We start from the raw sequence: 14,102 nt of genomic DNA on the forward strand, positions 1-14,102 counted from the left end.
GCAAGTGCTCATCGCGGAAATCCAAAATTTATCGGTTGGCTTTGCACTTTTTTCTATGACAAACCGTAATTTTCCGCTTTTTGATGGCCCAGGCATTTATTTACATGACTTATATGTGAAAGAGCACTATAGGCGTAAGGGTATTGCCACACAATTAGTAAATCAGTTAATAGAACTCACCAAAGAGCGCTCTTGTACACGAATAGATTGAGTATTATTAACCAATAACAATTAGGGCAAAATTTTTATGCCAGTATTGACTCAGCCAAGCCTGTAGATTACATCCAGTATATGAGAATTAGTTGTGATGACTCAGCGAGGTCTTTAGCTCCTACGCAAAATGAGTCTTGAAGAAAAAATTCATTTTATGGAAACATTTCGCCAGATACCACAGAATTGTTCGGCAATAGTGTAAATGCTCAGTCACTATCAAGGAACGGTTGGGTTTGAGTACAGGTTGTACGGAGATTTTTCTGAGCAAGCACAGCATACATCAACATGTGCGCATTGATTAGAAAAAATTTCTCGCAAAATGTGCTAGCCGTTCTTCAAGAAGTATTAGTGCTTAGGACTCATTCCTTTCGCCTGCAGTTCTTGCAGCGCGCCTTTATTTTTATGTAAATTTAAATTCATTCCAGCTAATACCTCCGGTGCTTTTGTAAATTGAATGTCGGCATATTCCACGACTTGAATATGATTCCCCCAAGGGTCCAGAAAATCTAAAAATTGTTCTCCAATTAATTCAGCCCCAGCCTTTTTCGCCAATTCTTTCACCTTGGAACGATCATCAACCACAAGACCAAAATGACGTATCTTATCTTTATGAGGGGTAGTATTTCGCATTAGAGCAATAAATTGATCGCCTAAATCAATAAAAGCATGATTTTTATCTTTACCTCGCAAAGTAAAATTAAAAATTTTGCTATAAAATTCCAATGAGTGTTCCACATCTCCCACTTCAAGTGCAATATGGTTAATGCCTATCAGTTTTGCTTTTTCCATAATTAGCTCCTCCTTTAACTCTATAATAACTATAGCTGATTAATGAATCGAAAATCGGGTTCGCAAAAGCAGACTTTCAATCCAAAATTAACTAAAAAAAACATGTAAAGCTCATTTATTTAATAAGTTGACTATAATTTATACTATAAATAACTTAATTCTTGAGAAGCTGAAAATGCTTTAAAGAAAAAGCAGTGTATTCATTATGGCTCAAACAAAGTATAGAAAAGATCCAACTGGAAAATTTGGAGGGAAACAAGTAACTCATAAAGCAGATACTGCTCCGCTCTATCCCGGCAAATTAGAAGTAAAACAAATCATTCAAGGCAGTCAATCAGGTGATTGTTATCTATTGTCAGCTATTAATTCGATTCTTGCGCTTCCAGGTGGTGAGAATTTTATTCGCCAGCGAATGGTTGAAAAAGATGGGGAAGTTCATGTTTTGCTTTTTGATGATTCATATAAACCTCACTGGATAGCTATTGATAAATCACTGCCAACATCGCCAGGTGTGTTAAGTAGTGGAGCCACATGGGTTCGATATCTTGAAAAAGCATATACAGCGTTTCATTCAGGAGATTATAATCAAACGTTAAAAAGTGGAAAAACCACTCAAGCATTACAAACCTTCCTTGGAAGATCTACAGACTCTCTTTCTTTACCATACCAATCAAAAAGTACACTTGCTGATCTTTATACAAAGAGTATTGCTGGCTGTTCCGGTCAAGATGTTTATACTTTAATTTTTTTATTACGTCCTATGACTAATCCAGCTACCATGCAGAATATAGTAAAGCATGTTTTTAATGATAACAGTGCACTCTTGGCAGATTGGTGGGCTTGGGTAAAACCCAATAAGAAAGATTGGGAGAAATTATTAAAAACCCACCCCTTGACCATTGAAGCCTTTCAAGCACACCTTAATAAAATGCAGCAAAAAAACCCCGAAACCTGCCCAAAAGAAGCGATCCAAGCTGTAGTAACATGGCTGAATACCAATAAAATACTGCCTTCTAGAAAAAGCTATGGTTATGAGGAAGAACATTTGTTCTCTGAGTTAAAAAATGCAATGGAGCACGATCAACCTGTAGTAGCTGATCCTAAAAATATGCCTTCAAAAGGTATTATCCCAGAGCATTCTTACGCAATCGTCGGCATCAGGGAAAATCCAGTAACTGGTAAAAAATTTATTGTATTACGTAATCCATTTCCTGAAGATCGTTCTTTAATTTCACATTTTTTCCTGTCAGGAGGACGACATACAAGCGAAACAATAGATCCCAAAACAGGTGAATCTAAGCTGAAATTCAGCACAACCAAGAACTCTACTTTTGAAATGGAATTACGTGATTTTACCGAGTCATTTGCTTACATTGATAAGGGAAGATCGCTGGAGCATGTAGAGTTTACTCCCGAACAGAATGAAACTCCTACCCCCAATTAATCAATAAGATAGATTCAAATTACTCCTTAATTTAACAAAAAATAAGCAAACTGTCCTTTTTTAATAATTCCTTAATGTATTCGAGTTATCATTAGCAAAAAAATTAGCTCCAATATGCATTACAGCGAGGAACATCCTGTGTTTAGTAAGCCGTTAAATACAAAAACAGATAAAGTAAATGAAAAAATTGCTGGTATTACTCGTGCCACAGAAGTACAAGACATCCGCTCTCTACCCAATTTTGATGAAATTTTGAGTAAAAACCCGTACCGTGAAAAAGTTCAGGGTTATTATGTTGAGATTCCATTATCTCAGTATGAAACATTTGTACCCAATGCACCTAAATTTCCCGATCGTTATGGCAATAATTATACAGGTGGTCAGTTTGATGCACCATTATTCACATTAAAAGAATGGCGTGACAACTGGACAGAAGCTTACCCAGACCCTAGTAGTGATAAACCCGATTTATTAGTCAATGCGAATTGGTTTAATGTATGGACAACTGGTGTACCCAATGTGGGAGAAAAAATCAACCCTAGAACACAACCACGCACATTTCTTGTTGGCTTATCGGTAAGTCATGGTGAGCTGGTGTCCACATATAAAGTACTTGATCAGAATAATGTTGGGTTGGATACAATTGTTTTTGATGCTGCACGTAAAAAAGCATCTATCATGGCCCATACAGATATTGAACCTGCATTGGAGACAAATCCCAATTTTTATGATGATAAAAATGCCGTATCCGGGTTTATTATTCTAAGGGATGAAACGAGATTAAAAACACCCGATTTGAATAATAACCATGCAAATCGATTGCCGCGTACTGGGGTTGGCTACAAAAATAATGGCAATAATATTGTTGTCATGGTCATTCATAATCCTGATCGTAACTGCGGTGTTACTGCGGAAGAGTTTGCGGATTTATTTGCCGCACTCGGGTGTACTCATGCCATCAACTTAGATAATAGCGGCTCTGTAGAGCTTTACTATCACGGATTAGGTGGGCTTGGTAAAAAAATGGTCACTGTGCAAACAAAAACCTGTGATGCAGGGACAACAACGGAACGACCAAAACCTAATTGTTTGGGCTTTAAAAATGTAAGTAGACATACCTTATTTGCCAAGGACGACTCAGATATCCCGGCAAGAAAGCAACCAAGTTCTGATGTGGAAAAACCATCAGCCCAAACAGATGATGAGATAACGTATAGTTATTATATTAAACGCTAACTTAAGGTCGACGAAAACTGGAATATGCAATTTGCATTTTCTCATCTATAGAAATTGCTTCAGATGAAGAGGCATCTGAGGCAATTTTTACTGCTAATTCAATAGGAAATTTAACCTGACTAAAAAAACTAGTACCATCTCGATATGCTTGAGCAAGTATATGAGAGGTATATTGTATTTTATAACGTTCGGCGAAATAGGGACATAGCACTGCAATATGAAACGTGGAAGCAGTGTCATGTATGCGTCTATCATTGATATAGAGCGTGCAATCGTCGACAGTAGAAGTAACAAGATTTGCTTTATCTAGATTAAGCAGATACTTAAAGCTGTCCCTAGATTTAATCGTTGGAAAAGTAACGGCTAGTTGCTGATTTTTTGATAAAAAAGCTGGGAGAGAAACACTATTCCCATGAATGACTATTGAATCAGTGTCTTTATTTAAACCTAATCGATTCAAAAATATATCGCGCATTTCCTGATCAGGAAACTCAATTGCCAATGTTCTATTTTTGTCTTTAATACACTCAGATAATTTAATTACTGGACCTATTGCTCGCTGAATAAAATAATTCAATCGCTGTTGTAGCACATGATCACCAGAACAATAACGATCAATAATCCTGGTAAACCAAGTAGAACCATAATTATTTTCAGTCAGCGATGCATGAAGTTGTTCATAGAGGCCATTAAGTAATTTTTGCTGAGCTACCTTCCACTCTGATGGTACGGAATTTGGGGATAATGTTTGTGCACTAGCAATTTGACGTACCATGTTTAGAACAGAGCGAATACGCGAATAATTGGCCGATTTACGCGGTAAGCGCTGTAACAAAGCTAAAAGATCGTTTTCGTAAGTAGTTATCCAATTTTTGGAATAAAATTTTGTATCATGCATCAGATTCCTTACAACTGTAATGATTGGATAACTCTATCAAAATCAGTTTAACTATGTTATCAAATTGGACGCTTTAACCCTTTCGAGAATGGGCTGTAAAAATATATAGCTCATGTTGCCTTCTAAAGAACAAAAATGTCAAGAGCCACCGCTTTTGCCTTTAGGACTGACCTGAGACTTTGATTGTCCGGGCAGATAGTCTTCAATTAGGGTAAAATCTGCCAATTTAGAAACAATTACTTCTGAATTAATGAGGGAAGAATTTAAATATTTGTGGAGCAAATAGGCAGTTTGGGACACTAAACGATGAGACGACATCACTGAAAGATGACCGTGGCGATCTAAGATATTGAGTGAGTTTGGATACTTATCAACATATTCTTTAATATACCCAGATTCTCCTGGAACAATTGCATCTTCTGTTGCAATGAAAAAATGATAGGTACTTGCTGAGTTTTCGATTATTTTTCTTTTAAGCCGTATCAGAAATTCACTATCAATTTCCATTTCCTTGATTGAATCAGAAAACCATGACAAGGGTTTCATAGCCAGATAAGAACCATTAAATGGTGTACCTACTGTAATAATTAAAAGTACTTCAATACCGGCTAAGCGGGCCAAAAACTCTGCGAAATATGAGGCAACCAAACCACCACGAGAATGAGCAATTAAAATGACTCGTCGATGATGATTTGCTTTTATTTTATCCCTAAGTTGTTCCGCAAAAAACTCGATACTTTTTCCCTGATATCGTTGGGCAAAAGAAAGTAAATTTAAGGAAGAAATTTCATTAGGAAGTCCAGCTTGAATCAAGCGCTCGGCAACCCGTTGAAAAGCGGAGGATTGATCTGCTGTACCATGAATAAAATAAATTGCCGTCTCTGATTCTTGATTTTGCTCATTCGTATAGAAAGGATTCCGATAGGTTTGATCCCCAGAGGGAGCCATTAACCAATAATAAGTATGAGCAAACATTCCTGTGGTGGAAATTGGTTGTTTTGTCTTTGCCGTATTGAGGGTTCGCTCCCACATAGTTAACTCCTTTTTCATTATCAAATTTCATGGAATATACTCTGACGTAAAAATGAAATAATATAAACTTATTGATAATTTAATAATACGAATGACTATAAAATTAGTCTTTTTAAGCGAAACACAAAACACGAAGTAATGCAATCATTCAATCCGTAACGGCTCCCATGTCCCGAAGAGCCGTCACTATTTCATGATCTTTTTAGTTTTTAAAACAAACCTCTGGATACTGCGCATAAAGCGCAGTCCCCCCGAACAGGTATGAGGGAAAGATGTAATCAGCAAGCCCATACCCCTTACCTCTATCTCTAGAAAGGCCACGCTTACTGTAAACCCAGTCGTTTCATATTGTTAACTTGGATAGTGCTGAGAAGAATCGTAATATGGAATGAGTCTTTTCAAAACAAAAAAACCATTTTTTTGAATGTTTGTTTGAAGATTACCTATCCAGCAATAATCTAAAATAATGAGTATAATTAATAAATATTCACTGCAACAAGGATGTTTTTATGTATGAAGATCTGACTGTTCCTTACCAAGCCCCCAAAGACATTGCTTCTTTACAGTTGGGAGGCATTCTTGCTGAGGATAAGGTGTTAGAAAATGCCCCCGTTAATCTCGTACTCAAATCATTTAACCGTCATGGCTTGATTGCTGGAGCTACAGGTAGTGGAAAAACAAAAACCATACAAGTGCTTTCCGAGCAATTGTCCTTAGCTGGGGTTCCTTGCCTGGTAATGGATATTAAAGGCGATGTCTCTGGTTTGGCAATGCCAGGAGAAGCCAATCCGGGTATTGAAAAGCGGTGTAAATCCTTACAATTACCATTTACTCCTCGCAGTTTCCCTGTAGAGTTATATACTCTAAGCAGCGTTCCTGGAGTTCCTTTACGGGCAACTATTTCTGATTTTGGTGCTTTACTGTTTTCGAGGATGTTAGAAATCAACGAAACTCAGGCTGGTGTTGTTACTATTCTTTTTGAGTATGCTAAAGACAATGCGATGCCGCTCATTGATCTACATGATTTTAAAGCGTTGTTGCAATACGTACAAAGTAAAGAGGGTAATGCAGAAATTGAATCACAATATGGCAGCGTTGCTGCGACTTCTATTGGTTCCATTATGCGTAAAATTGTTGAATTGGAATCACAAGGTGGCAAAGATTTTTTTGGTGAACCCGCATTTAAAATTGAGGATTTATTACAATATAACGAAAACAACCAGGGAATTATTTCCATTATTCGTTTAATGGACATGCAAGATCGACCACAGTTGTTTTCAACATTTATGTTAAAGCTACTGACCGACATTTATCGTCAACTGCCTGAGTTGGGCGATCCCGATAAGCCAAAATTAGTTTTATTTATTGACGAAGCACATCTGATTTTCAAAAATGCCAATAAAGCCTTATTAAGTACACTAGATACTATTGTTAAATTAATTCGCTCTAAAGGCGTAGGTTTAATTTTTTGCACACAAACGCCTAACGATATTCCCGAGGCTGTTTTAGGGCAGCTCGGATTGAAAGTTCAGCATGCTTTGCGTGCATTTACTGCCAAAGATCGACAAGCAATGAAATTAGTCGCGCAAAACTTTCCTCCATCAACCCACTATGATACAGAGAAAATGTTAACCTCTTTAGGCATTGGTGAGGCACTTTTGAGCGCTCTTGACGCGGAAGGAGAACCTACCCCCTTAGTTCACTGTTTGATGAGGCCGCCAGAGTCAAGAATGGGTGTATTAACTGAGTCCGAAGTCCAGCAAATACTTAACAAATCTCATTTGTATCAACGCTATTCTCGTCGGGAAAATCCACCCTCTGCTGCCGAAATGCTTGCTGCAAAAAAACAAAGCACGACAATGGAAGCTCCCACACCTTCACAAGAAAAAACGACCCCATCCGAACCGTCTATATTCGTCACAATGAGTAAAAATACTCTGGTGCGGCAAGTCGTTCGCGATTTTTTCCGTTGGTTACTAAAAAGTTTGACAAGCCGTAAACGCTAGCATAAGGTCGACGATTTGTTGCGCTGACGTCATGTTGCAAATATAATTCCGCCTTCATACTGCAAGTTCAATGATGTGGGCTCGTGTCCGGGGTCAATGGGTATATGCATGCTCTTAAAAAGATTTACTTAACTTAAATTTGCTAAAAATGTATCATTAGTGAAAATTTAAACGAATCCTTTTAGGGGAAGTAAGATGTCACTAGCAAAAATATATGCAGAAGAAGCTAAAGATTTCGAGCAAAGAGTGAAAAAAATATCAAAAACTGCAAAAAAAATTCTGTCAAAATATCCCCATGATTTTGATGAGGAACTCATAATCTTTGCAGTGCGGTCTATACTACGACACAACGAGATTGACGCCTATGAAAAAATTCCAGAGTCTCAATTGGCAGCAATGCTTAATGAAAAGACACTCTTTAATGCAATTCTTGCTTACTATTTTTCTGCACTTGATGAGCAACTTTTTCGGCAGAATAATTGGCTTCACAAAAATGATGTACCTACAGAAGAGGAAGACATTAATTTACGTACCAAATTTTTAGGCGAACTGTATGTCATTCGAGAGAAAAAATTTGAGGGGCACTCTATTGAGGAAGCAATTCGATTTAAGTTAGAACAAACCAAAGAATTAAGTGATGTAATAACAAAAACAGATATAGAACACCTCAAAGATCATCATACGCTAAACATCCTAGAAGTTATTTCCAGCTTACTAAAATTATTTGGTATGGCCATCTTTTCTCCACTTTATTTCGATCCCATCATTTCAAATAAATGCGCTATGGGAAATACATTTGCTACTCTTTGGTCGGGTAAATCATTAAACACAGTTCACATGGAGCATTTGAAGGCTAAATCAGAACAACTAGAACACGCGTGTAAAATTGTGAGTGAGGCTTTAGCAACTTCGCAAGATGGCCTCAAAACCGAAATAACATAAGTACAACATAAACTTATTTAAGATTCTTTAGATGTCGCGGACAAGGCCTGAGCAATCCACGCGAAATTTCCCCCTACGTATCGCGCTTTATGCACGGCACGTAGGGGGTTGAGTATAGGAGTAACCGTCTACATGTCTCACTGAACACGATTAGAAATGGATTAACTTTCGCTGTAGTGATACATTCATTTTTCATTCCAATGGGGTTTGCGCTTTTCAATAAATACTGTAAATCCTTCTTGAGCATCAAGCATTATCCCATTAAGTGACATGATTTCCCGCGCATAATCATAAGCAGCTTTATTTCTTACTTCGGATGCAATACAGAAAAATAAAAACTATTCGCTATATGATGCTCCGTAGCTCTCTCTAGATGATGTTCACTTGTATACTGAGCAATTTTCATCATTGCTTCATTTTGTATGGCAGCCATTTTTCGATGTGTCGTTTTTTCGAAAGTTTGAAGTTTTTCTGGCTCTAGCTTAGGAAAAAAAAGCCCCTGTCTTTGTCCTAATGCCAAGATTTTTGCAGCTTTTCGGATTGCTACAAAATCCTGAGCACCTTCATCTATCACCTTAGGTAATGAAGGCGAGCAAGGGGAACCTCCTAAATTCTCTGCTAAGACTATAGAATTAATCGGATCGCTGATTATGCTATCAAAATTTAATTGATCCAATTGATTACTGTTCGCCAAACATCGTGCAGCACTAGCCAGCGTTTTAACATATTTCAACTTGTGTATTAACTTATCAAGATTATATATATCTAAGAGATTCGCTGCCTTCATCATTTCGAATAATTTAAGCAAGGAGTCATCCGTTAATTCGGCTTTACACACTGCGGCAACAACCATATCCGTAGACAGTTTAATTCTTCCTTTACTCACTTCAGATTTATTATTCAAATTATGTATCAGCGAATTTGCTTGTAAGTACTCAATAACATTTGCTGCCTTGTCTGCACTATGAGGGTATTGATCTAATCCGTCATACGCTGCATTAACAGAGCAGTCGAGGCGGCTCAATTGAATCATCGCCTGTGCTAATCCAAAAGCATGTTCAGGATGAGAACAAATAACATCCGTTGTTTGATTATTGAAAAGTGTCGCCTTTTTAAGCGCTACTACTGCTTCAGCAACGCGATCAGGATAATTAGTGGCAAAAGCCAAATTTAACACATCCTCTTCCAGGTTCTCTTGATTTAAGAGAGTCACCGCATTGACTAATGCCATACTCTCATTAGAGCGAACAAATAGTGTTTCTAAAATCAAGGGAAGTAGTTCAGGATTGATAGTCATTTCCTTTAGCTTACCCGTGGCACATTCTATATCGAATCCCTTTCTATCGACACTTAAAATATAGGTCAAATAAGGCTGTGGATCCCAACCAGCGCTTTTAAAATTCTTGATAATTTCTTCGGCAAAAGAACACTTATCGAGTATGCCATCAACAACAAACAACTTATTCAAGCTATCTTGCGTATGAGGAAGAAGTTCTAACAACTTATAAAAATGATAAGGATTTTGTAATTTCAGAATATTGATCACATTATCAAGATTGAATAATTGCGGGTTAATCCTGAATAATGTTTCCAATGCCTGCTTCTTGCTAAAAAGCTGTTTCACGTCAATTAATAGTGGGACCACATCATCTGTATTTATGCCGTAACGATTAAGAGCACCCAGTGTTTCAAAATAAAGAAAAGCATCCTCGGCGAATGCTAATTGCCTAAAATATTTGAATATCTCTACTAATTGTTCTGGTTCTGACATCATTTCTGCTGCATGCAGAACGATTGTCATGATAGATGGAGAAAGTTTTTTGCTAATAGAAGCCAACAATGGTGCTAACTCTTTGGCATGCTTGGCATTTTTCTTCAAAAACACCACATGCTCTACTGACAGTTGTTTCTGATTATTTAAACAATCTAATGCTTCATAACCACCAAAATAATTAACAAGCATTCTAAAGATACGGCTGCTCTCTGAATCTCCATCTCTATCCTTCTTACCAATCAAAATAGTGACTAATTCTAAAAGTAACGATGGAGATAAGGTATCAATACCTTCAAGTTTGTTATTACAAAATTCACGTAACTCTTTAATATGCGGCTCATCCTTAAGCGTCCTAAAATATCCTTTGTTTTGATCATATAACTTAATTTGCTTTTGTATAATTTTTGCCTTCATTGACTAATCCTTTTGTTGTTACTCCTATTTTGCCTTCGACACATAATACTGCAGCAATAAATAAATAAACAGGCAGAACAACAAATCAGATTTGAGAAATAAATGGATAAATATTTGCAAACGGTGGATAAACTTTATCTCGTAGCTTACAACTAAATCGTGGGACCACCACTTCAAGGCTCATACAAAAATTCACCACAAGTAACTTAATAAGATCAATATCTTTTATATTAAGTTAGACTCTTAATGAGCCAATATCTTTAAGTTTTTATGCCAAGCTGATGACCAAAACACCGATGAAAATTAAAAGTCCACCCACAATGACTGAAAAATTCACGTGCGCTTGATTAAATAAAAACCAAGTAAAAATAATGGTAAATATGGGATAAGTTAATTCGACAATACCTGCAATCGTAGCATTTTTAAGATTAATGGAAGCTGCGATGAAATAACTGGCGATGAGTACAATGGCAATCTCGACGATTGTTAATAACAGTAGGCCAGAATCAGTGGTTAATATTTCAACGTCTCTTTTCATGGTGGTAAAAAAAGAAATGCAGGTAAACAATATAGCCCCAATTATCATTTCCAATGCCAATAATGTACTCGGTGAAATACTGTGTAATATTTTTTCAGCCAACGCGTAATTAAATCCCCATAAGATGGCGGCAAGAATAGCAAAAGTGAACCACATGACTTACTCCCGGGAAACAGACGTTTTTTGATTTTTTCTATTTTGAAACCAAGCCAGGCCCTCTAAAAACAAGGAATGGCGGCTAAAATAATCTGGGTATTATAACATCAAATAGATAAAAAATCAATCACTTATTGAACACTACGATGCGCATGAGCTTCTTGCGTGTCCTAATAAATTAAGAAATCAGCTAAGATAGGAATAACCACCTAAAGTGAAATAGCAGAGAAAAGATCATGAGTCACGATTTAAAAATTAGATTTGCAACAGCATCCGATGCACCCTTAATTTTACAATTTATTAAAGAATTAGCGGAGTATGAGCGATTACTGCATGAGGTAGTTGCTACCGAAGAACAATTGTTGAAGACCCTATTTGGCTCTAAAGCTTATGGTGAAGTAATTATCGGCTATCTCGATAAAAAACCAGTTAGTTTTGCTTTATTTTTTCACAACTATTCAACATTTTTAGCAAAACCAGGCCTTTATTTGGAGGATTTATATGTGAAGCCCGAAGCACGTGGTCAGGGAATAGGACAAATTATGTTGGCCTTTCTCGCTAAGTTAGCTAAGGATAGAGACTGTGGGCGTTTTGAATGGTGGGTATTGGATTGGAATGAAACTGCGATTAAATTTTATGAAAAGCTTGGTGCAAAACCAATGGACGAATGGACAGTACATCGAGTTAGCGGCCAGGCATTGGATGAATTAGCAGCCAGCTATACTGAATTGGCTCCGATGCAATGCTAACTCCCTACCCAAAAACTTAGCAAAGCGGCTCTAACCCCGCTATAGTATTGCGGTGCTCGTTAATTCATGAAAAAATTTTCTACAGGTCAATAAAAATCCACCTTCATACGCATTGAATATTTTATTCTATTCAAGTAAATTGCCGTAACTCATTGAGCTAAGGCTTAGCAAGAATTATGCATCAAATTATTCAGGCTCTTTTTTTTATTGGATTTTTTGCTATAGCATTCATTATAGCATTACCTTGTAAGCGTCTCTTCAATATAAGTGATGCTAAAGATCATCGATATCAGCATTTAGATGGTGTAAGAGGGTTAGCTGCATTGGGTGTTGTAGCGTGTCACGTGAATCATCATTTACTTGCTTATTTTGGTATCACCGGCACCCCCATAATTGGAAATCGCATAGGGTTTATTAGTGTACAGTTATTTTTTGCTTTAACTGCCTACTTATTTACTAAAAAAGCTTTAGAAAATAAACTTAACCCCGCTTCTTTTTATATGGCCAGGGTAAGGCGAATAGTTCCTCTTTACCTTTTTGTTGCCTCAATAACTATTCTTGTATGTTTTTACCTCTCCGTAAAAACATCGAATGACTTCTCTCTTCATTTTCAAGGAATTATCGATATATTTTCATATGGCTTTTTAGGTGATGGAGTACTCTATTTTGGTAGTATCAATGCCTTGTCCTTTATTGGTATTGCATGGACTTTAAGTTATGAATGGAAATTTTATTTAGTCCTACCCCCTTTATATTTTCTATATCGCCAGTCCACATTCATGGCGATTACAATCGTTTTATCTGTTCTTCTAGTAGCTTCTCGTGATTTATACTCTTTAGGCAATGCGTCATGGCCGTTTTTTATCATTGGAAGTTTTGGCGCATGGTTAATGTATCATTATCCAAGCTTACAGGATTCAAAGATAAAACCCTTTTTGGGGGCTATGGCTTTATTAGCGCTTCTCTTATCTCTCATAACATCCGGCCAATTCGATTTCAAACACTTTTTTCTAGCAGGTGTTTTATTTCTCAGCATTCTTATAGCAGAACCTAAAATATTAACTTATAAACCCTTACTCTTTCTTGGCCGGATAAGCTACAGTATTTATCTTCTTCAATACCTTGTAGTATTCCCTGTTGCACTATTTGCCTCAATGCACCCTATGGCACTACTCGCCCATCCAATACAAAAATTCATGACTTGTTTTAGCGTTGGCATCATATTAATTCCGGCAGCGACCTTTACTTATAAATTTATCGAATTGCCTGGGATGGAAGGGACCTTTTGGAGCCAATTTACTTTTATAAAAAATTTAGTACGGAGAAGACATAAGTTGCTCACCGAATAATTAAGAGGTAGCAGGAATCAGGAGCTTTTTTAAAGCCATCAAGATGACAAATAACAAACCCATTATGATTAAAAATAAATTTGATCCTATCTGAACGGACTTTTTCATTAATCGTTACCCTGTCTCAATGTAATCAATTTTAGACTAAGAGTAATAACATAGAAAGTTACATTTAATAAGTAGGCTGTATGTGACAATTCATTCCCACATACCATCTACCGCCATCCCCACCGTAAGCGTTCATGCCCCATTCACCGAACAGCTGCATTTGGCGCATCTTGCGCGAAAATAATGCTTCGGAAGCCTCACATACTGATGTATGCTACGTTTCCTCAGCATCATTTTCGCGCAACCTGCGCTCAAATCCAACCGTTCACCAAGATTCAAACATACTCCCTGAATAGCTACTCCCCACCACCTACGTACTGTGACTGGTTCCTGAGAGAACCACGCGAAACCAGAATGTAACTTTATGTTTTTAAATGAAATAGGCTCAACTTTCTACGTACCGCGCTTTATGCCTGTACGATCCCCACAAAATTCAAAGAAAGACTGTAGTGGG

General features: G+C 37.1%; 12 protein-coding genes. 7 read left to right on the forward strand and 5 right to left on the reverse strand.

Annotated elements, in window-relative coordinates; translation table 11 throughout:
- Nucleotides 1–4: 4 nt before the first annotated feature.
- Nucleotides 5–211, forward strand: a complete 207-nt coding sequence (locus A8O27_RS12085) for a GNAT family N-acetyltransferase (RefSeq protein ID WP_058458265.1) — start codon at nt 5–7, stop codon at nt 209–211.
- A 347-nt stretch (nt 212–558) separates the two neighbouring features.
- On the opposite strand, the gene A8O27_RS12090 is transcribed toward A8O27_RS12085, so the two are convergent.
- Complete coding sequence (locus A8O27_RS12090) at nt 559–1,002, reverse strand: VOC family protein (protein ID WP_058458266.1); 444 nt, start codon at nt 1,000–1,002, stop codon at nt 559–561.
- Nucleotides 1,003–1,207: 205 nt separating this feature from the next.
- Here A8O27_RS12090 and A8O27_RS12095 point away from each other — a divergent pair, with 205 nt between their 5' ends.
- Both A8O27_RS12095 and A8O27_RS12100 read left to right on the forward strand, forming a co-directional pair.
- On the forward strand, nt 1,208–2,446 hold the full coding sequence (locus A8O27_RS12095) for a C2 family cysteine protease (RefSeq protein WP_058458267.1): 1,239 nt from the start codon (nt 1,208–1,210) through the stop codon (nt 2,444–2,446).
- Between the two features lie 138 nt (nt 2,447–2,584).
- Nucleotides 2,585–3,682 (forward strand): phosphodiester glycosidase family protein, encoded by a 1,098-nt coding sequence (locus A8O27_RS12100; RefSeq protein ID WP_058458268.1) that lies wholly within the window; start codon nt 2,585–2,587, stop codon nt 3,680–3,682.
- Between the two features lies 1 nt (nt 3,683).
- On the opposite strand, the gene A8O27_RS12105 is transcribed toward A8O27_RS12100, so the two are convergent.
- The gene (locus A8O27_RS12105) at nt 3,684–4,580 is read right to left on the reverse strand and encodes a hypothetical protein (protein ID WP_058458269.1); all 897 of its coding nucleotides are present in this window, start codon (nt 4,578–4,580) and stop codon (nt 3,684–3,686) included.
- 138 nt (nt 4,581–4,718) lie between these two features.
- The gene (locus tag A8O27_RS12110; protein WP_058458270.1) at nt 4,719–5,612 is read right to left on the reverse strand and encodes an esterase/lipase family protein; all 894 of its coding nucleotides are present in this window, start codon (nt 5,610–5,612) and stop codon (nt 4,719–4,721) included.
- A 509-nt stretch (nt 5,613–6,121) separates the two neighbouring features.
- Between A8O27_RS12110 and A8O27_RS12115 the strand changes: the two genes are divergently transcribed.
- Together A8O27_RS12115 and A8O27_RS12120 are read left to right on the forward strand one after the other, a co-directional pair.
- On the forward strand, nt 6,122–7,618 hold the full coding sequence (locus A8O27_RS12115; protein WP_058458271.1) for a helicase HerA-like domain-containing protein: 1,497 nt from the start codon (nt 6,122–6,124) through the stop codon (nt 7,616–7,618).
- A gap of 195 nt (nt 7,619–7,813) precedes the next feature.
- Complete coding sequence (locus tag A8O27_RS12120; RefSeq protein WP_058458272.1) at nt 7,814–8,560, forward strand: hypothetical protein; 747 nt, start codon at nt 7,814–7,816, stop codon at nt 8,558–8,560.
- A gap of 307 nt (nt 8,561–8,867) precedes the next feature.
- On the opposite strand, the gene A8O27_RS12125 is transcribed toward A8O27_RS12120, so the two are convergent.
- Nucleotides 8,868–10,748 carry a hypothetical protein gene (locus tag A8O27_RS12125; protein WP_058458273.1) on the reverse strand — a complete coding sequence of 627 codons (1,881 nt, stop codon included), beginning with the start codon at nt 10,746–10,748 and terminating at the stop codon, nt 8,868–8,870.
- A gap of 268 nt (nt 10,749–11,016) precedes the next feature.
- Nucleotides 11,017–11,442, reverse strand: a complete 426-nt coding sequence (locus A8O27_RS12130; protein WP_058458274.1) for a DMT family transporter — start codon at nt 11,440–11,442, stop codon at nt 11,017–11,019.
- Between the two features lie 236 nt (nt 11,443–11,678).
- Between A8O27_RS12130 and A8O27_RS12135 the strand changes: the two genes are divergently transcribed.
- Nucleotides 11,679–12,191: a GNAT family N-acetyltransferase gene (locus tag A8O27_RS12135; protein ID WP_058458275.1), complete on the forward strand. Its 513-nt coding sequence runs from the start codon at nt 11,679–11,681 to the stop codon at nt 12,189–12,191.
- Nucleotides 12,192–12,367: 176 nt separating this feature from the next.
- On the forward strand, nt 12,368–13,540 hold the full coding sequence (locus A8O27_RS12140; RefSeq protein WP_058458276.1) for an acyltransferase family protein: 1,173 nt from the start codon (nt 12,368–12,370) through the stop codon (nt 13,538–13,540).
- Nucleotides 13,541–14,102: the final 562 nt, after the last annotated feature.

The sequence above is a fragment of the Legionella bozemanae genome (genome assembly GCF_001648595.1).
GTDB classification, from domain to species: domain Bacteria; phylum Pseudomonadota; class Gammaproteobacteria; order Legionellales; family Legionellaceae; genus Legionella; species Legionella bozemanae.

Excerpts from the sequence above, each read along its gene's own strand:
- A8O27_RS12125 (WP_058458273.1), bottom strand. The coding sequence starts at position 10,748 with ATGAAGGCAAAAATTATACAAAAGCAAATTAAGTTATATGATCAAAAC.
- A8O27_RS12135 (WP_058458275.1), top strand. The coding sequence starts at position 11,679 with ATGAGTCACGATTTAAAAATTAGATTTGCAACAGCATCCGATGCACCC.
- A8O27_RS12090 (WP_058458266.1), bottom strand. The coding sequence starts at position 1,002 with ATGGAAAAAGCAAAACTGATAGGCATTAACCATATTGCACTTGAAGTG.
- A8O27_RS12140 (WP_058458276.1), top strand. The coding sequence starts at position 12,368 with ATGCATCAAATTATTCAGGCTCTTTTTTTTATTGGATTTTTTGCTATA.
- A8O27_RS12105 (WP_058458269.1), bottom strand. The coding sequence starts at position 4,580 with ATGCATGATACAAAATTTTATTCCAAAAATTGGATAACTACTTACGAA.
- A8O27_RS12120 (WP_058458272.1), top strand. The coding sequence starts at position 7,814 with ATGTCACTAGCAAAAATATATGCAGAAGAAGCTAAAGATTTCGAGCAA.
- A8O27_RS12130 (WP_058458274.1), bottom strand. The coding sequence starts at position 11,442 with ATGTGGTTCACTTTTGCTATTCTTGCCGCCATCTTATGGGGATTTAAT.
- A8O27_RS12095 (WP_058458267.1), top strand. The coding sequence starts at position 1,208 with ATGGCTCAAACAAAGTATAGAAAAGATCCAACTGGAAAATTTGGAGGG.
- A8O27_RS12115 (WP_058458271.1), top strand. The coding sequence starts at position 6,122 with ATGTATGAAGATCTGACTGTTCCTTACCAAGCCCCCAAAGACATTGCT.
- A8O27_RS12110 (WP_058458270.1), bottom strand. The coding sequence starts at position 5,612 with ATGTGGGAGCGAACCCTCAATACGGCAAAGACAAAACAACCAATTTCC.